Below are 18,021 nucleotides of genomic sequence, written 5' to 3'. Positions count from 1 at the left end.
TGAGCGTTTAGTCATCGCTCATCTTGATGGTCTTGAGCAGCTCGCTGTAATAAGCCCGACTCTGCTCCAGATCCTTGGCATACGCATCGCCGTCTTTCCAGCTGGCACTGACACTGATGCGGTGGAAACGCTCTTGAGTCTGCGGCTCGGCCAGAATTTCTTCGGTAGCCTTGGCCAGCTTCTTCATGACATCGTCAGGGGTGCCAGCCGGCACCGCCAGCCCCCAGAACCCTTCAAAAGGCAGGGCCAGATCAAAACCGGCTTCTTTCGGTGTGGGCACATCCGGCAGTTCGGGATGACGCACGCTGGCATAGGTCACCAGGGCTTTGGCCTTGCCGCTTTTCACCAGCTCCAGCCCGACTCCATCAATAAAGAAATCGATGTGATTGCCCATCAAAGCCGTCATGGTGTCTGCCGAGCCTTTGAACGGCACATGCAGCAAGTCCAGTTTCTCGGCGTTTTCCAGAATCTCTCCAGCCAGGTGGCCGCCAGACGCAATACCTGCCGAACCATAGGTCAAGGTGCCGGGCTCCTTGCGGGCCAGCTCGACAAACTCTTTCAGATTGGAGACGGGCAAATCATTGCGCACCGTCATGATGGGCAGGTAACCGGCCAGACTGCCTACAAAATCAAAGCCCTTGATCGGGTCATAAGGCACGTCGCGTATATAGGGCAGCACGGTAAAGGCGGTGCTGGTGGCCAGCAACAAGGTGTAGCCATCGGGTTTGGCGCGACCCACGATAGACGTGCCCAGCGAGGTGGTGCCGCCGGGCCGGTTTTCAATCACGATGGGAACGCCAAGCTTGACGCGCAGACGGTCGGCAAACAGACGCGCCAGATTGTCGCTGTTACCGCCTGGGGGATAGGGAACCACAAAGGTCACTTCACGGCTGGGATAGGTATCGGCCGCGATGGCCGCCGGGGCAGAAAAGCTGCTGACTGCCGCCAGTCCCGAGACCAGCACTGTGCGTAGAAACCCTGTGCGCGAAAAAAAAGAACTGAACATGATCCTTGCCTCCTGTGTGAGAGTTTTTCTCTCTTGGTGTTCCAATATATAGAACGCTGTTCTTGTTTTTGATATTAAAAATGCCGTGAGAACGGCTTGAATACAACAGACAGCAACAACACAAGCAACTTAGGACAACGGTTCAAATAGTGGGATATTTGATTTCAGGTGTCAACTATTAAACCCCTTCGGGATTTCCCCAGTTCGATCATCTGGTCGCATTGGACTTGACCGCAACGAGCTTCTGGATAAAATGAAAACACTGCTTTTTCATGTCAATTTAAAGAACGATGTTCCAAATATCAGAACACAAACCCTTAACTGATCGAAGGAATTCACTCATGTTCTCTGCCATCGTCATCGACAAAACCGACGGCCAATACAAAGCCAGCCTGCAATCCCTGGACGAGTCCGCCCTGCCCGAAGGCCAGGTTACCGTCCGTATCGACTACTCCACCCTGAATTTCAAAGACGGCCTGGCCATGACGGGTAAATCCCCCGTAGTGCGCCAGTTCCCCATGGTGCCCGGCATCGACTTTGCTGGCACAGTGACCGACAGCAGCGACCCGAATTTCAAGTCCGGCCAGAAAGTGGTGCTTAACGGCTGGGGCTTGGGTGAGGTCCATTGGGGCGGTCTGGCACAGCAAGCACGCGTGAAAGGCGATTGGCTGATTCCCCTGCCCGACGCTTTCTCCACCCAGCAAGCCATGATGATAGGCACCGCCGGCTATACCGCTGCACTGTGCGTGCGTGCCTTGCAGCGCCAAGGCGTCACGCCTGACAAGGGCCCGATTCTGGTGACAGGTGCCGCGGGTGGCGTGGGCAGTGTCAGCGTGGCCCTGCTGCATGCCCTGGGCTACACCGTCATGGCCAGCACAGGCCGACCTCAGGAAGAAAGCTATCTGAAGGCGCTGGGCGCCAGCGAGATTGTGGACCGCAACACCTTGAGCGAACCGGGCAAGCCACTGGGCAAGGAGCGCTGGGCCGGAGCCATCGACAGCGTAGGCAGCCATACCCTGGCCAATGTCTGCGCAGGCACACAATACCTGGGTGCAGTCGCCGCTTGCGGTCTGGCCCAAGGCATGGATTTCCCCGCTTCCGTGGCCCCCTTCATTCTGCGTGGTGTGCAATTGATTGGGGTGGACAGCGTCCATTGCCCCAAACCCGAGCGCCTGGCGGCCTGGGACTTGCTGGCCAAGCATTTGTCTATCGAAGCCCTGGAGCGCATCGGCGCCAGCACCATCACACTTTCCCAAGCCATTGATCAAGCCGGCCAGCTACTGGAAGGCAAGGTACGCGGCCGCATCGTGGTTGATGTGAACGCCTAAGGCCCTGTCGGCCCCCATCTACCTATCATGCTCTGGAGCTGATTCATGGATACGACATTGCCCCTGAACGGGGTTCGGATACTGGAATTTTGCAATGTGGCCGCTGGCCCGTACTGCGGTATGTTGTTGGCCGATATGGGGGCTGACGTCATCAAGATCGAACACCCCAAAGGGGGTGACACCTTGCGAAGCTGGCCGCCCATCAACCAAGGATATAGCGAGAACTTTGCTTCGCTGAACCGCAACAAGCGCTCGGTAACGCTGGATCTGAAGAACCCCGAAGATGTAGCCAAGGCACGCCAACTGGTACTGGATGCAGACGTCTTGCTGGAAAACAATCGGCCCGGCGTCATGCAGCGCTTGGGGCTGGATTATGAAAGCCTTAAGGCCCTGAATCCCAGACTGCTGTACTGCTCAATTTCTGCCTACGGACAAAGCGGCCCCCGCTCGCAAGAAGGCGGTTTTGACCTGACGATTCAGGCCATGAGCGGCGTGATGAGCGTGACGGGCGAAGCAGGTGGAGCCCCCGTTAAATGCGGAGTTCCACTGGCGGACTTTGCGGCCGGTTTGTATGCGGCGTTTGCCATCAGTGCCGCCTTGCCTCAAGCCCGCGCCACCGGTCAGGGGGCACATATCGACGTGCCCATGCTGGGGACCACCCTGGCCATCGCCGCACTGCAAACCTCAGAGTATTTCGGCAGTGGTCGCGACCCGGACAAGCTGGGCTCCGCCCACCCCCGTAATGCCCCCTATCAGGCGTTCCAGTGCAAAGGCGGTTACTTCGCCATGGCAGCGGGCAACGATGCGCTGTGGCGCTCCGTCTGTCAGGTTGTAGAACGCCCGGACCTGACCGAGGACGAGCGTTTCACCAGCACCACCCTGCGCGCCAAACATCAAGACGCCTTGCGTGAACTGCTGGAAGCCATTTTTGCGCAGCACGACTCCGAACATTGGCTGACGCAATTCCGTGCCCAAGGCGTACCCTGCAGTCCCATCAACCGCTATTCCGACGTGCTGCGAGACCCGCAGGTCGAGCACATGGAGTGGGTGCAAAACATTCGCCTGCCGGGCACAGACACCGAGACGCGCACCTTTGTCTCGCCCCTGCGTATCAATGGAGTGGGCTTGCCCGTCCGTATGGCCCCCCCGGCATTGGGCGAACATAACGACAGCATCTTGCACGGAGTTACCCCATGACAGAGCCGTATTGCAGCAGCAGTCCCGGCCTGAACGTGGACTGCGCGGGCAAAGTCTGGACACTGACGCTGAACCGGCCTGACAAGCGCAATGCCTTGTCGGCCGATCTGGTCGAAGCCTTGATCGCGGCCGTGCAGGCCGCGGAAAAGGCCCAGGCGGATCTGCTGATATTGCGTGGTGAGGGCCGCAATTTCAGTGCCGGTTTTGACTTCAGCGACTACGAGCAACAAAGCGAAGGGGACCTGGTACTGCGCTTTATCCGCATCGAAACCCTGCTGCAAATGCTGGCCCATACGCCTTGCGCCACGCTGGCCCTGGCGCATGGGCAGAACTTCGGCGCCGGGGTGGATTTGATTGCTGTTTGTCGTCAACGTATCGCCAGTGCCGATGCCCGCTTTCGCATGCCTGGATTGCAGTTTGGTCTGGCACTGGGAACAGGCAGACTGGCTGCCCTGATCGGCGGCCAGCAGGCTCATCAACTTCTGGCAGGAAGCCAGATTTTTGATGCTGCCAAAGCGGAGCAACTGGGTTTTATTAACGGCATACAAGAGCCCGATACATGGCCTGCTGTCATCGAGCAGGTTCAACAGACTGCGGGCTTGCTGGACGCCACCAGTCGCACCTATCTGCATCAGTTAACGGGCTGCCCACAACAAGCTGATCGGGATATGACAGCCTTGGTACGCTCTGCTTCCGCACCCGGCCTCAAACAAAGAATTGCGGCCTTCCGGCAAGCCGCAAAATCTTGAACTTTCTTTCCTGAATGGAACTGCCCCCAAAAACTGGAGACGCATCCAGATTTTGGGGGCAATTTGCATCCGGGCGGCTTCTTGCAGCCAGGGCAAGCTGACTGGGGCTGTAGCAGCTTAACGGCCGCTATAGCCCAAACGGCGCGAGATCTGTGCCGCTGCCGTCATCAAGGTTTTACCGGCCTGAACCAGCCGGGCTTCCTCCAGACGTTCCGCAGGCCCGGAAATACCCAAAGCCGCCACTACCATTCCACGACTATCGTAAATAGGCGCAGCCGCCCCCACGACCTGCTCACGCCATTCGCCACGGTTAATGGCATAGCCCTGTTCACGCACCTGCTCCAACTCTCGGCGCAAATCACCAAACTTGACCAGACTGCGAGGCGTATAAGGCTTGAGGCGGTTCTTGACCAGATTCAAGGTATCTTCACTGGCCCAGGCCAGCATGGCCTTGCCGGTAGCCACACATTGCGCAGGCGAGCGACCACCCACCGTGGTGTAGGCACGCACGGGCTGCGGGCTGTCTATCTTCTCGATATACAGCACCTCAACCCCGTCCAGCAGCGACAAATGCACCGTTTCCTGGGTTTGCTCGGCCAGCTCTTTCATGAAAGACAAGGCTTCCACCCGCACATCCAGACGGTTGGCCAGGCCCGAGCCCAGCTCCCAGAGCTTCATGGTCAGCTCGTAGCGACCCGTATCTTCATTCTTGCGTGCAAAGCCCTGGTGAACCAGGGCCTGCAACAGGCGATGCACATTGCTTTTATTGAGCATCAATTGATTGGCCAGTTCGGTGACACCCGAACCGCGTTCGTGCTTGGCCAGGGCTTCCAGGAGCACCAGGCCCTTAACAAAAGTCTTGTCCAATCGAATATCCCATCAGTCACTAAAAGTGCATGAATTGTCTCATGGAACAGAACCACGCCATAGCCAGACAAGCCCGTATAGCAAAGCAGCAAGCGGCTTTCGCAACAGTTCCATCCGCTGTTCAAGCAGAAAGGCTTCGAGACTTGAACCTTAAACAACAAGCCTGCTACCCACCAAGGCCAAACACCGGCCAGCAGCACAGAGGTTTTTCCGCTTTCCAGCCCAGGCCAAATGCGTGTACAAAGAGCCTTGCCTTCTCTTTCTACTGCCCGGAGCCACATCCCGATGGACACCAATTCCCCGCCTCTTGCCCTTGCGGCCATCGTGCACGCAGGCAAAGGCAGTGCCGACGCCTTGCTACTGGAATTCGTGCAGGAATTGCGCGCGAAGAACTATCGCGTCTGTGGTCTGGTGCAAGGTCCGGAAATTCAGAAGGAGGACCATAGCCTGCGCACGGTGCAGGATCTGGACAAGGGCACACTGTATCCCATTACCCAGAACCTGGGGGCGGAATCCACCGCCTGTTGCTTGGACATTGGTGCCTTGCTGGAAGCCAGCGAAGTACTGCGGCAGGCGCTGGGAAGCCCGGCTGATCTGGTGATTGTGAATCGCTTTGGAATCATGGAAGCGGACGGCCAGGGCTTTAATAACGAGATCCTGGCCTTGATCGACCAGGGCTACCCGGTGCTGACCGTTGTGGCCCACACCTACCTGCCTGCATGGCGTGAGTTTACAGGTGGCTTGGCGGTGGAACTGGAGCCGGAGCGTCAGGCACTGTGGGACTGGTTCGAGAACAGCCGCCAGGCCGCCTGAAGGCCTTCAACGGGGCTAGCGTGATCCAATTTACGGAGCTGCCAGAATCAATCCGGCAGTTCCCTATCAAATTATCATGGCTAACAAATAGCCCTTTAAAACCCCGGCTAACCCCGCCTAGAACGTCCAGTTCAGCGACACATTCCCGGAAATATCTGCCCGGCTATTGCCCAGCAAACGGGTCCCTGCGGACACACCCAAACGCAAACGCTCGGAGCTTTGCAGCGTCAAGCCCGCCCGCAATGCCAGCGCATGACTATCGACACGCGCATAGCGACCATCAAAACCTGTCTGTGGTGAAGCCTCAAACTGTGCATATTGTGTCTGCTTGCGGCCCAGCAAAGCCTGCTCCCAGGAAGCGGAGACCCCGGTCTGTAAACGACGGCCCTGCTTCAACTCCCAAACCTGACTGACAGCCAGACCCAGCGACGCTTGCAAGGAATGGGCACGGGTCGAATCCAGCTGCAAGCGGCTACCCGCATCCCCCTCTTCACGTAAACCGGGGCGACTGTAACGCAGATAGTCCAAAGCCAGAACTGGACCTATGCTGCCTGCCTCACCCAAGGGCCAGCTATAGGCAGTCTGAAGACCCGCTGAAAAGGTATGGCCAGTCCAGTCAGATTTGGGATTGGCCTGATAGTCAGAAAACGCGATACGTCGGTTCAATTTGCCCTGTTCCAAGCCCATACGAACTTGCGCCAGACCTTGCCAGCCCTCACGAGCATCAGCACGGTACAAGGCATGCACACCGGCACCCAACCCCGTCAGCGTGCTCTTGGCCTGATAAGGGGCATCTATATTCAAGCTTTGCTCATTGGCGGTTGCATGGGCACCCAAGCTCCAATCGCTGCCTGCAGCGCGATGTTCCGCACCGAACACGACACCATAAGTCTGGCTGCGGTGGTCTACATCATTGCTGCTTAACTGCCAGTGATAACGGCCACCAAAAGGCTGGATGAAAGTCTGCCAGCCATCCTTGCCCAGGCCAGTGCGCTGACGCAGTTGCTCGGACACCAACTGCTCGCGACGCAAGCTGGCCGCCAGTTGAGCCCCATAAGCACCAGCACTTAACTGATTGAGTGCGTCACCAATCTCGCTGCCATCCGCTGCGGAGAAGTCCAAAGCCTGGTAGACAGAGGCCAAGGGACGCTGATTGTCAGTGGAGGCCTGCTCCAGACTGCGGCCCACGGCACCCGCATTCGGATTGCCTGCGTAGGGCGAATAAGCCGCTGCCTGACGGCTGACCGACCAGCCAGCGTTATTCACGTGCACGCTCAGGCTGGGCGAATTCAGGCTGGCAGTCAGCAGATCAAAACCACCCTGGGTCTGTGTGGCCTGAAAGACCATGTTCTGGTTCAAGGACCAGCCATCGGCATACCAGTCAGGCTGCAATTGCAGCTTCAATTCACCAGCCAGTTGAGCCAGACCTTGCACTTCAATCCGGTCATTCTGACGCGTGTCGGCTTCGATCAATACCCGGCCTTCAGGAGCCTGAACGAAATCGCCTTGAATCGTCATCTGGCCAAAGGAGTTGCCCGGACTCAAAGTGCCGTGGTTACTGAAATTACCTTCCGGATTGATGACGTAGCTGCTATTGCCGCTTAAGGTAGCGCCCGCATCCACACGCAGGCCGAGCAGCTGATGCTGGCCACTGAGCGAGCTTTCGCCCCCTGCAATCACCACGGCCAAGTTGTCCGCGCCCTGAATATTGCCGTCATAACGCAGGCGGAAATCAGGATCGGCCTCTAGCGTGGCACGCCCTTGCTCATCTGCTTTCTGCCCAAAATTCACATGGGTGACAAACAGCTCGCCGTTGCTTTGACGAGTGGAATAGTCAGACAGGATATCGCCCTGAATCCGGGCACCTTGCATGATGTTGATATTCTCAACCTGTGCATTCCTGGAAATCTGGATAGCGGCTTTCTTGCCCGACAAGAGACCGGCTAAATGGTAGTTCTTGATGAGTGCGCCCTGCAAAATCTCGGGCACATAGCCAAGCGGCTTGTTCTCCAACGGCGAGAACCATTGCCATGAACCATGATAACCATCCTGATTGCCCCTGGCGTTATTGCCAAAATCAAACAAGGCCGCCACCCCGTCCTCACCCTGCGCACGCACTTCGCCCTGCTGCACGATCGTGTGATTGCGACCATAGCTGAACTGCAGACCACGACCAACCCAGCCCTGGGCATGGATACGTGTGGAGGCCGGAATAATCAATGTGTTTTCACTACCGTCCACCCGCACACCTATACCGCCAGGGCCGGCGCCAAGCAAATCCGCCGCTTGAGTAATCGTATTGCGCTGGCCATAAATGTGCAGGCCCAGGCCCTGAGTCGCAGTGTTGTACTGCCCCGGCAGATACGCCGTACCCTCGGCATTACGCGCAAAAAAGCCATTCTGATTGACCAGAGTGACGTCATCCCCGTAAACCGAATAACCATAGAAATTACGCCGATCGATCTGCAAGCCCAGATCCTGCATCACCGCGATTTCAGCTTCCATGAAGTTGGTGTAGTTGCGGTAGCGTTGATGACTCATCAAGCTGTTGCGCAACTCGCTGTGGCTCATGTAATCCGTGTCTATACCGGCAGCAGGATTGTCATGAAAAGTCAGAATGCTGACCGGGACGCCGGGCATAGCATCACCCAACACCTCCTGCACATGCTGGCCGGTAAAGTAGCCCTGATCCTTGCGCAGATCGAAGGCCTGCGCATCATAGGGATGACTGCAAGGCGTACACAGAATGTTCTGCTCAGGGCGGGCCGGATTGCCATTGTCATCCCGCAAACCCGCCGCCCACCGATTCAGGAAAGGAGCAAACTGCGGTGTACCTGTGCCAGGCCCATTCCTGTCGGCAACCACATTCCCCAAACCCAGGGCATGCGCCAACTCGTGAAAAATGACCCCGTTATAGTCCGCCTGACCCGTCAAGGGTAATTGGCTGGGATTGACCGGGGCCGTATCAAAGGGCATCAACCCGATATTGATAATCCCATGGGGGCTGTCGTAGTCCTCTGGCGACAAGGCATTGAACAGAGCGGCCTGCAGCATGGAAACCGCCACTGGATCACCCGCCATCAACCAGGGATCGCTGCTGGCAGAGGCACCGGGCGCCGCGAAGGTGCCCAGATGGACAACGCCGGGACGGTAATTCGGCGGCAGAGTCAGGATTTCAGCCCAGCGCTCCAGCGCCGCACGAATCTTGCGGCGGCCATTTTCGTCCACATCAAAAGCAGACGGCCCAATATTGCCATAGGGACCATCCTGAGGGCCAAAGACCCGCAGTTCAAAGGCCGCTTCCCCTTTCTTGTTATAGATAATCTCAGTCTGATAGGCGTGGGCGCTGGCCGAAGCCGTCAGCAAGACACCAGCACTGAACAGGGTTTTCAAAATCGCGGACATGAGCTTGGGCTCCAGGCGTGGGCAATACACAAGACGTCCCGTGTAGTAAACGCCCCAGGGACAACCTCCGAGCAAGCACATTAATGCAAATAAAGCCTGGAAACCGTTTAATTCGTGCCACCCAAAACCCTTGTCGCCACATAGCAACAAGCACGCGGCCAGGCCGCGTGCTCCTGACTACCTGCTCAAGGCGTCACGATGTTGAACCACAAGTCAGGCTCCTCAAACAGCCCCGCAAACTCCTGGAACTTGCGGCCTGCCCCTTGCAGCTTGGCGCGATCCGTTTTCATGGCCGTTTTCCAGTCCAGCATCTTGCCTTGAATCAGTTTGAAATCCGCCAGGCTGACTGACATGGTGGCCTGAGCCGGCAAACCGGGGCGCGTACTGTAATTGAGCACCGAATTGCCAATGCTGAGGGTGTAGGTCGTATCTATATCCACAAAGTGGAAAGCAACCGTCAGCTCCTTATCTTTGACCTTTTCATCGTCCAGACGCACAGCCATCAAGTCAAACATCATCTCTGGCGTCAGTGCGGCCAGCATATCGGCGTTATTGTTCGGCGGCACAGGCAGGTCCGGCGCACCATTGCGCAGTTCCAAAGCTCCTTGCAGGTAGATGGAACGCCACGGCCCGGATTCGGCCTGATAACCCAGCTGCTCATAGCTATTGGCCAGCAATTGGCGCGCTTCCGTATCTTTGGCATCGGCAAAGACCAGATGCTTCACCACCATGGCCACCCAACGGTATTCGCCACGATCGAAGTCTTCCTGGGCTTTTTGCAGCAGTCGATCACGCCCTATATATTCCACATACTTCGCCCCCGCTGCCGTGGGTGGCAAGACATCCAGGCTGGAAGGATTGCCGTCGTACCAACCCATGTAGTACTGATACACCGCCCGCGCATTGTGCTTGAGCGTGCCGTAATAACCGCGCGTCGCCCAGTCTTTCTGCAAGGACGCGGGCAGCTCGATCAGCTCGGCAATTTCTTCGCCGGTATAGCCCTTGTTCATCAGGTTCACGCTGCGATCGTGAATGTACTTGTACAGATCACGCTGCTTGATCAGGTAATCGTGGACCTGCTCCTTGCCCCACACAGGCCAGTGGTGCGCCTGAAACTTCACCTCCGTGCCATCGCCAAACAGATCAATTGTTTCATTGATGTAGTTGGCCCATTCCCTGGCATCCCGCACCTGTGTACCGCGCAAGGACAGAATATTGTGCATGGTGTTGGTAGTGTTCTCGGCCATCCACATGGCTTTGAACTGCGGCAGGTAGGTATTCATTTCTACCGGAGCCTCGGTGCCCGGCGTCAGTTGCATGACCATTTCAACGCCATCCACCACAAGTTTTTCACCCGACTTGGACACCGAACGCGTAGGCGCAATCAGGGAGACGGAACCCAGCGGATTAGTCATGCCCAGCCCCGAGCCCACGCTGTGCTCCGGACCGCGCGGCAAGAAGGCCCCGTACATATAAGTCGCACGGCGCTTCATGGCATTGCCGGCAATCACCCCTTCGCTGATGGCATGCTCCACAAAACCTTCTGGCGCAATGATCTGTACCTGCCCTGAATCCACCGCGGCCTGATCCACCAGTCCCTTGGCTCCGGCGTAATGGTCTATGTGGGAATGGCTGTAAATAATCGCCTTGATGGGGGCGGCCTGCACATGCTTTTGCAGCAAGGCATACGCAGCGGCAGCCGTTTCGGTAGAGGTGCCCACATCAAACACAATCCAGCCGCTTGTGCCGCGTACAAAAGTGATGTTGGACAAGTCATAGCCGCGCACCTGATAAATATTGTCCGTCACCTTGTACACGCCATCGAGCAGGTTCAGCTGTGACATGCGCCACAAGCCTGGATGCACCGTGCTGGGCGCAGCGCTATCGGGCTTGATGAAGGCCTTGTAGGAATCCAGATCCCACACCACGTTGCCGTTCACGCCTTTGATCTGCAGGCTGGGCTCGCGGTAAATCAAACCGCGCTGGGCGTTCTTGAAATCCTGGGTGTCATCAAACGGGAGCGTTTTCATCCACTGAGCGTGGCGCTCCTGCGTTGCCTGCGTGGCAGGTGCCGCCTGTGCCTGACCCAAACCCGCGCTGACTACTGCCGCCAGCATGACTGTTCTTATCGCTGCATGTGCCATGACACGCTCCTCCTGATGGGCTTTTTCAACAAGCATCTCATTCTGGGAGCAAAGCGGACCTGATAGCCCAATCTGCGGATTTGCCACAGTGGCCCGCTTTAAATGCTTTTTCAACGCCGCTTTTCTACCTTCGGTTTTTCGAGGAGGTATGCATATGCAAAAGACAATATTTGGCCTGTTGGCCACCAGCCTGATCAGCACGGGTGCCCTGGCCCAGTCCCAGAACGACGCCAATAACCCGCTAAGCCCCCGGCCCATGGTCAGCCTGCACGACTACTACGTGCCCGAGCTGTACAAGCTCGACAATGCCTGGGCAAACCAGACGGTGCTGCGTGCCGTCCTGCCCAACAAGACCTTTGGTCTGCCGCAGCTATGGCGTTTGAATGTACCGATTGTGGCCTTGCACCATGATCGTCTGGGCAGCAAATCCGGCTTGGGCGACATCACCTTCATGGATGTATTCATGAAAAACGCAGGCAGTTTTTCTTATGGCATCGGCCCCTTGCTGGTGATGCCTACGGCATCGAACGATTTGCTGGGACAAGGCAAATGGCAAATTGGCAGTGCAGCAGCTTTGGTTGCCAGCAGGGATTGGGGTCTGGCAGGCGGGCTCCTGACCTTTCAACAATCCTTTGCTGGGGACTCGGACCGCGAGAAGGTCAAAATGGCCACCTTCCAGCCCGCTCTGTTCTATAACCTGCCCAATGGCTTTTACCTGCGCTCCAGCGGGGTGTGGACCTTTGACCTGAAAAACCACACCCATCACATTCCTGTAGGTCTGGGCCTGGGCAAGGTGTTCAAGCCCGGCAAGAACGTGATCAACGCCTTTATCGAACCACAATACTCCGTGGACAAGAAAGGCGCAGGAGCACCGGTATGGCAAATTTTTGCGGGTATCAACTTCCAGTTCTAACCGGGCTGGCGCTGGATCCACACACTGCGCGCCGCCAGATCGGGCAGGCGCTCGCGCCGATGTCGGATCCAGCCTTCATAGGCGTACAAGCCGCTGCGCAAGACTTCTTGCTGGGCCTGCGCCCAGCAAACCTGCGCCTGCTGTCTATCCGCACGGACCCAGGCCAGATCCCCCCGCAAGCAGTCAAGTTCCGGCAGATACAGGGTAGAAGCCCGCTCCTGCGCTATCTGGCCAACTTGATCCAAAGCCTGGCTGGCACGTTCGATTTCACCTTGGGCCAAATGGCAGCGGGCCACAATGCACAGAAAAGCATCCGTCGCCAAAGGCATGCTGCGTGCAAACTCGGGCAACAGCCCCAGCAGACGCTCCAGCTCCGAGCCTGTTTCTTCACCTCGCACCAAACGGCAATACAGCACATAGGTTTCAGCCACGGCACACCACACACTGCCAGGCAAGACGGGTTGCAACATGCCCAGCAAAGCCTGACTGCGGCCAGCCAGCATGTCCAGATTGCCTTGCAGATACAGGATGCGCAGCATCTGGATTTCTGCAATCACCGCCGAAATTCGAGACTGACTTTGACTGGCCAGAAACTGGGCATGGCGAGCATTGGCAACGCCCTGCTCAAAGCGCCCTTGCAGCACTTGAGCCAGCCCCAGCAGGCTGTGTACCAAAGCCGGACAATGATGGCCCAGAGCCGCATCCATGGCCGGAACGGGTTGCTCGTACGCCAGGGCACGCAGCGCCTCATCCAAGGCCAGCTCGGCCTGTTGCACACGACCTTTCCAGAACAGATATTGGGCCTCGGCATACAAACCCCAGCCATACCAGGCGCTTTGCCCCTGACGTCGCGACTGCTCCTGCAATTGCTTGGCATGGGCCAGACTTTCCGGCAATTTGCCAGCACCATGCAGCATCACCCATTGGCCCCACAGCACGGGCAAATCATCCTCGCCGCCCTCACTACGTCCAGCAGCCTGCTCGTATGCTTGCGACACGGGCATGGCGGCAGGTCCGCCACGACTGATTTCCAGCGCCCCCAAGGTGACGTAGCTGTCGCGCTCGTACTGACGGCGCAACTGCACATCACTCATGTATTGCAGGCTGCTCAGGACCTGCGACAACTGTTCTGCCGCTTGCAGGTTGTCACCACTGCGCAGCGATGTATCAATGGCTTTACGCCACCAGATGGCTGCTTGCTCGCTTTGCGCCTGCGCCAGACAAGCGGCAATTTCTTCTTCAGCCTGCTGCATTTGAATCAGGCTATGGGCAAGCTTGCCGTACAAAGCCCTACTTTCTTCCTTGGCAATCAAACGTCGCAAGGCGGAACGCATCACTGGAGCGCAAGAAGTCTGGCCCTGGCTGTCTTGCTGCAACAAGCCTTTGTCCAACAGGCTGATCCAGGATTGCTCTACAACGCCTACAGGCAAATTGCAGGCCTGGGCCAAACCCGCAGGCGTGGCACGCTCCCACAACACAGCCATCAAAAGCACGCAACGGCTGTCCGCATCCAGTTGCTCCAAACTCAGCAGCAAGCGGTCTGCCAGACGTGGCAAGTAATCCAGCGGCATGCCAAAACGCTGCAAATGCAGCATGTCCTTGATCAACATGGGATTGCTCAAACGCTGGCTACGAATCTGTGTACTGGCGTCCGAGGACAGGCGCTTGCCACGTGCATAAAAGCTCATCGCCTTACCCACATCCGCCTCGGACAAACTACGCAAAGCCATACTTTGAGCAAAGTCCAAAACCAACTGAGCCTGACGCGACAAGATCAATAACAGGCCCCCAGCAGACTGCTTTTGCACTGCAGCCCATATCGCCGCCAAGCTGTTTTGATAACCGGCATCCAGTACATCAACATGGTCCAGAATCACCAGCACAGGCTGGTTCTGACTAGTAAAGGCCTGCACCGCCGCCAATAGCAAACGGCACGGATCGGGTACCACTTGGGTATCTTCCGTATTCAGACAGTGAACATCTTGCAGCACTTGATCCCAATGAGAATCAGACAGGCCAAACCAGGCCTGCAGGCACTGACTTAACGCAAGAGGCAAGTCCTGGGTTCCGTTCCCTTCCCCTAGACTAGCCTGCATCATCTCGCGCACGCCTTCCAACACATCCTGACGCGAGAAATCAATCAGCAAGGGCTGCCCGCCATCGCGAACAACGTAGCTGCGAAAGGCTTCGGCCAAACGAGATTTGCCCGAACCCAGATCACCATGAATTCTGAAGGCGGCTTTGTGAGACTGACGGCTGCACTGCTGCCATTGCGCCACCAGTTGCTCGAACTCGGGTTGACAGCCATAAAGAGGATCGTTCATCCACCTCCCCTCTCCCAAGCTGAAATAAACACCCTCCGGGCCTCGATGCTGATTGATCTGCCAATCCGCCATACGAGCAACGGCCTGCGCGCTCAGCAGAATCTCGCCATGCCTGGCCTTCCACACCAAAGGCATGACCAACTGCCCAAACAGGCTATGTGTATTGACCTGCTGTTCGTCCACCAAGGCCAGGCTCACATGCACTACCTGACCGATACTGATCCCCGGCGGCGTTCGCAAAGCACGAATCACGCAAGCCAGTTCAACCGCCCGATTCACCGGCTCGGACTGCGCATGTGGCCAGCCAAAATGAGCCAACAAGGTGGACCCGCTGGACTGACTTAACCAAGCCCCGTGCTGACGCAAAATATCCAGCAATTGCTCGTGCCAGGATTCCAGATACGCCACGGCTTGATCCGGCACCAGATCGCCATCCAGATGCGCCTCGGAGTCCTCTGCTGGCAGCCAGGACAGTGCCAAGGCCAGCGTGGCAACCGTACGATGAGCCTGGGCGGATTTGGGGGGTGTCTTGCTTGTTGCCACCGGCCATTGGACTTGGGCCAGGCGGCGGGTTTCAGGATCGGGACGTACTCCCAGGTACTGACGCAAAGCCTGCTCGCAATGAGCATAGGCTTGCAAGGCGGCCTGCCTGTCCCCTCTTTGCATCAAGACACTGATCAAGAGGCGGTGATAGACCTCCTGCTCGGGAGCTTGCTGCACCCACTCCTGCGCCAATGCAAGCGCCTGATCCAGTTGACGAGCCTGCAAGAGCTGCTCGAAAAGGCGGGCACGCAAGCTAAGCAATTCCAAAGCAAGGCGATCTTCCCAGCTTTGTCGCCAGGAAATAAAAGTTTCAGTATCGGGGGATTGAATCGCGTCTAGAAAAGGACCGACATACAGGCTCAAGCGCTGTGAAAGACGAGCATTCTGCGCGGCATCGGCCTGCAGAAATTCCAGCACATCCATTTGCACGCTTTCAGGCTTGAACGCCATTGCACCTTCGGCATTGGCGACCAGACAAGCGGCCTGCTCGCCCAGGGCCTTGCGCAACACATGCAGCGCGTGGCGCAAGCGCGATAGTGCCTTGTCTCGTGTCAGATCTGGCCAAAGCATTTGTGCCAGCCGCTCGCGCTGCAGCGCCTTGCCTTGCGCCAGGCACAGCACCGCAGCCAGCAGTTTGACCTTGTCATAGCTAAGCAATGCAGTGCGATCCACCTGATCGACAATAAAGCGAAATGGGCCCAGCAAACCTAGCACGATCATTGAACGATGCTCCGAGCACAGGGCCATTTCGGCCCAGCGTCACTCGTGTCAAATTGACAGCAAATCCGACACTACGTCTTAAAAAAGCTGTAATTAGCTGCCGATTGTACTCAAAGCCCTTCAATCTTCAATCAAAGAGTATTAATTGTGTCCAGAAATTTCCCGGGGTTCCGGATTTTGTAGAAGCCTTGGCATTGCGCAAGCAAACATAAACGACTACGTAGACGTATTTGTGAGTTTTAGGCTACTGTTCCTGAAGAGGCCATGACAGTCAGTGGTGTAAATTCATCCATCTGCTGCTCCCAATCCCCATGTTGTAGGGCCCGTCAGTTCTGTTTGATTTACTCCCAGGGAGGACGAAGACCATGCTTGGCATGATGATGAATACCCCACTGCTAGTATCATCCATACTGCGTCACGCAGCGAACTATCACGCAGACCGAGAGGTCGTCTCGCAAACCGTTGAGGGCCACATTCACCGGTACACCTATACCGAGCTATCCAAACGCAGCCAGCAACTGGCCAATGCGTTGAAGAAAATGGGCCTGCAACATGGCGACCGTGTCGGAACCCTGGCCTGGAATGGCTATCGTCACCTGGAGTTGTACTACGGCGTTTCGGGCTCGGGCCTGGTGTGTCACACCATCAACCCGCGTCTGTTTCAGGATCAAATCGGCTACATCATTGAACACGCAGACGACAGCGTGCTGTTTGCCGACCTGAGCTTCATGCCAATTCTGGAAGCCTTGGCCGATCAGCTGTCCAAGCTGAAAGCCGTGGTCATCATGACTGACGAAGCCCACATGCCCAAGTCGGACTTGCTGCCCAATCTGCAGTGCTATGAAACCCTGATTGCGTCTGAATCCGATCATTTCGACTGGCCAGTGTTTGATGAAAACACGGCCTCCGGCCTGTGCTACACCTCCGGCACCACGGGCAACCCCAAAGGCGTGCTCTACAGCCATCGCTCCACTATCTTGCATGCCTTTGCCTTGAGCATGCCCGATGCCCTGTGCCTGTCTGCCTCCGACACCATCACCCCCATCGTGCCCATGTTCCACGTCAATGCCTGGGGCCTGCCCTATGCGGCCTTGATGGTGGGCGCCAAACTGGTCTTGCCCGGCCCGAAACTGGACGGCGCCAGCCTGCATACCTTGTTTGAAAACGAAGGCGTCACCATGACAGCCGGTGTGCCTACCGTCTGGCTAGGCCTGCTCGATTGGATGCAAGCCAATGGCAAAACCTTCAGCAGCCTGCAACGCCTGGTGATTGGCGGCTCGTCTGCGCCTCCGGTCATGATTACCCGCTTCCAGAAACTGGGCGTCAAAGTACGCCACGCCTGGGGCATGACGGAGACCAGCCCGGTCGGTCTGGCGGCTGCCTTGCTGCCCAAGCACGAGTCCTTGCCTGACAACGAGAAACTCAAGCTGCTTGCCAAGCAAGGTCGTCCGCTCTTCGGGGTCGAGTTCCGGGTAGATGGCGACGACGGTCAACCCATTGCCCGCGACGGCAAGATGTTTGGTGCCATGATGGTGCGCGGTCCATGGATTGCGGGTTCTTACTTCAATAGCAATGACACCTCTGCCCATACAGAAGATGGCTGGTTCAATACGGGCGACGTGGTGACCATTGATCAGGATGGCTTCATCCAGATCGTGGACCGAACCAAGGATGTGGTGAAATCCGGTGGCGAATGGATCAGCTCCATCGAGCTGGAAAACATTGCCCAGGCTCATCCGGCGATCAAGGAAGCGGCTGTCGTAGCCAAGCCCGACGAGCGCTGGGGCGAGCGTCCGGTTCTGGTGGTGCAGCTCCAGGACGACGCTACCTTCACCAAGCAGGACATGATTGATCTGTTTACAGAACAAGTCTCCAAATGGAGCATTCCTGATGAACTGATCGTGGTGGATGAACTACCTCACACAGCAACCGGCAAGCTCTTGAAAACCGCTATTCGCAAGCTGATTCAGGAGGATCTGAACAAGCTGGCTGCGCAGAACAAGGCGGGTTAA

Annotated in this window: 11 protein-coding genes; 6 read left to right on the top strand and 5 right to left on the bottom strand. The window is 57.1% G+C overall.

The genetic code is table 11. From position 1 onward, the window contains the following. Nucleotides 1-7 precede the first annotated feature (7 nt). On the bottom strand, nucleotides 8-1,006 hold the full coding sequence (locus M2Q46_RS15630; RefSeq protein ID WP_051316466.1) for a tripartite tricarboxylate transporter substrate binding protein: 999 nt from the start codon (nucleotides 1,004-1,006) through the stop codon (nucleotides 8-10). A gap of 341 nt (nucleotides 1,007-1,347) precedes the next feature. On the opposite strand from M2Q46_RS15630, the gene M2Q46_RS15625 reads away from it, so the two are divergent. From M2Q46_RS15625 to M2Q46_RS15615, 3 genes are read left to right on the top strand one after another with little or no spacing between them, the layout of a single operon-like run. Next, nucleotides 1,348-2,334: an MDR family oxidoreductase gene (locus M2Q46_RS15625; RefSeq protein ID WP_035273442.1), complete on the top strand. Its 987-nt coding sequence runs from the start codon at nucleotides 1,348-1,350 to the stop codon at nucleotides 2,332-2,334. 45 nt (nucleotides 2,335-2,379) lie between these two features. Beyond that, nucleotides 2,380-3,531: a CaiB/BaiF CoA-transferase family protein gene (locus tag M2Q46_RS15620; RefSeq protein ID WP_035273440.1), complete on the top strand. Its 1,152-nt coding sequence runs from the start codon at nucleotides 2,380-2,382 to the stop codon at nucleotides 3,529-3,531. Beyond that, nucleotides 3,528-4,280, top strand: coding sequence for an enoyl-CoA hydratase/isomerase family protein (locus M2Q46_RS15615; RefSeq protein WP_137430677.1), 753 nt, complete (start codon nucleotides 3,528-3,530; stop codon nucleotides 4,278-4,280). The genes M2Q46_RS15620 and M2Q46_RS15615 overlap by 4 nt, the downstream gene beginning before the upstream one ends. Before the next feature lie 117 nt (nucleotides 4,281-4,397). Here M2Q46_RS15615 and M2Q46_RS15610 read toward each other — a convergent pair whose 3' ends face one another. After that, nucleotides 4,398-5,147 carry an IclR family transcriptional regulator gene (locus M2Q46_RS15610; protein ID WP_250756086.1) on the bottom strand — a complete coding sequence of 250 codons (750 nt, stop codon included), beginning with the start codon at nucleotides 5,145-5,147 and terminating at the stop codon, nucleotides 4,398-4,400. Nucleotides 5,148-5,432: 285 nt separating this feature from the next. On the opposite strand from M2Q46_RS15610, the gene M2Q46_RS15605 reads away from it, so the two are divergent. Further along, complete coding sequence (locus M2Q46_RS15605; protein ID WP_302357605.1) at nucleotides 5,433-5,960, top strand: DUF2478 domain-containing protein; 528 nt, start codon at nucleotides 5,433-5,435, stop codon at nucleotides 5,958-5,960. A gap of 117 nt (nucleotides 5,961-6,077) precedes the next feature. On the opposite strand, the gene M2Q46_RS15600 is transcribed toward M2Q46_RS15605, so the two are convergent. Both M2Q46_RS15600 and M2Q46_RS15595 read right to left on the bottom strand, forming a co-directional pair. Then, on the bottom strand, nucleotides 6,078-9,365 hold the full coding sequence (locus tag M2Q46_RS15600; RefSeq protein ID WP_302357604.1) for an autotransporter domain-containing protein: 3,288 nt from the start codon (nucleotides 9,363-9,365) through the stop codon (nucleotides 6,078-6,080). Nucleotides 9,366-9,550: 185 nt separating this feature from the next. Beyond that, the gene (locus M2Q46_RS15595; protein WP_302357603.1) at nucleotides 9,551-11,545 is read right to left on the bottom strand and encodes an alkyl/aryl-sulfatase; all 1,995 of its coding nucleotides are present in this window, start codon (nucleotides 11,543-11,545) and stop codon (nucleotides 9,551-9,553) included. A gap of 118 nt (nucleotides 11,546-11,663) precedes the next feature. Between M2Q46_RS15595 and M2Q46_RS15590 the strand changes: the two genes are divergently transcribed. Next, nucleotides 11,664-12,422, top strand: coding sequence for a hypothetical protein (locus tag M2Q46_RS15590; RefSeq protein WP_302357602.1), 759 nt, complete (start codon nucleotides 11,664-11,666; stop codon nucleotides 12,420-12,422). Here the strand turns inward: M2Q46_RS15590 and M2Q46_RS15585 are convergent. After that, nucleotides 12,419-16,009 (bottom strand): BTAD domain-containing putative transcriptional regulator, encoded by a 3,591-nt coding sequence (locus tag M2Q46_RS15585; protein WP_302357601.1) that lies wholly within the window; start codon nucleotides 16,007-16,009, stop codon nucleotides 12,419-12,421. The genes M2Q46_RS15590 and M2Q46_RS15585 overlap by 4 nt on opposite strands. A 365-nt stretch (nucleotides 16,010-16,374) precedes the next feature. Between M2Q46_RS15585 and M2Q46_RS15580 the strand changes: the two genes are divergently transcribed. After that, nucleotides 16,375-18,021: a long-chain-fatty-acid--CoA ligase gene (locus M2Q46_RS15580; RefSeq protein WP_302357600.1), complete on the top strand. Its 1,647-nt coding sequence runs from the start codon at nucleotides 16,375-16,377 to the stop codon at nucleotides 18,019-18,021.

Origin of the sequence: Alcaligenes sp. YSL9 (assembly GCF_030515105.1) — a bacterium.
In the GTDB taxonomy this organism is placed as follows: Bacteria; Pseudomonadota; Gammaproteobacteria; order Burkholderiales; family Burkholderiaceae_B; genus Alcaligenes; species Alcaligenes phenolicus.
This window is presented reverse-complemented; position numbering and strand designations above follow the sequence as displayed.

Excerpts from the sequence above, each read along its gene's own strand:
- M2Q46_RS15630 (WP_051316466.1), bottom strand. The coding sequence starts at position 1,006 with ATGTTCAGTTCTTTTTTTTCGCGCACAGGGTTTCTACGCACAGTGCTG.
- M2Q46_RS15625 (WP_035273442.1), top strand. The coding sequence starts at position 1,348 with ATGTTCTCTGCCATCGTCATCGACAAAACCGACGGCCAATACAAAGCC.
- M2Q46_RS15620 (WP_035273440.1), top strand. The coding sequence starts at position 2,380 with ATGGATACGACATTGCCCCTGAACGGGGTTCGGATACTGGAATTTTGC.
- M2Q46_RS15615 (WP_137430677.1), top strand. The coding sequence starts at position 3,528 with ATGACAGAGCCGTATTGCAGCAGCAGTCCCGGCCTGAACGTGGACTGC.
- M2Q46_RS15605 (WP_302357605.1), top strand. The coding sequence starts at position 5,433 with ATGGACACCAATTCCCCGCCTCTTGCCCTTGCGGCCATCGTGCACGCA.
- M2Q46_RS15600 (WP_302357604.1), bottom strand. The coding sequence starts at position 9,365 with ATGTCCGCGATTTTGAAAACCCTGTTCAGTGCTGGTGTCTTGCTGACG.
- M2Q46_RS15595 (WP_302357603.1), bottom strand. The coding sequence starts at position 11,545 with ATGCTTGTTGAAAAAGCCCATCAGGAGGAGCGTGTCATGGCACATGCA.
- M2Q46_RS15590 (WP_302357602.1), top strand. The coding sequence starts at position 11,664 with ATGCAAAAGACAATATTTGGCCTGTTGGCCACCAGCCTGATCAGCACG.
- M2Q46_RS15585 (WP_302357601.1), bottom strand. The coding sequence starts at position 16,009 with ATGATCGTGCTAGGTTTGCTGGGCCCATTTCGCTTTATTGTCGATCAG.
- M2Q46_RS15580 (WP_302357600.1), top strand. The coding sequence starts at position 16,375 with ATGCTTGGCATGATGATGAATACCCCACTGCTAGTATCATCCATACTG.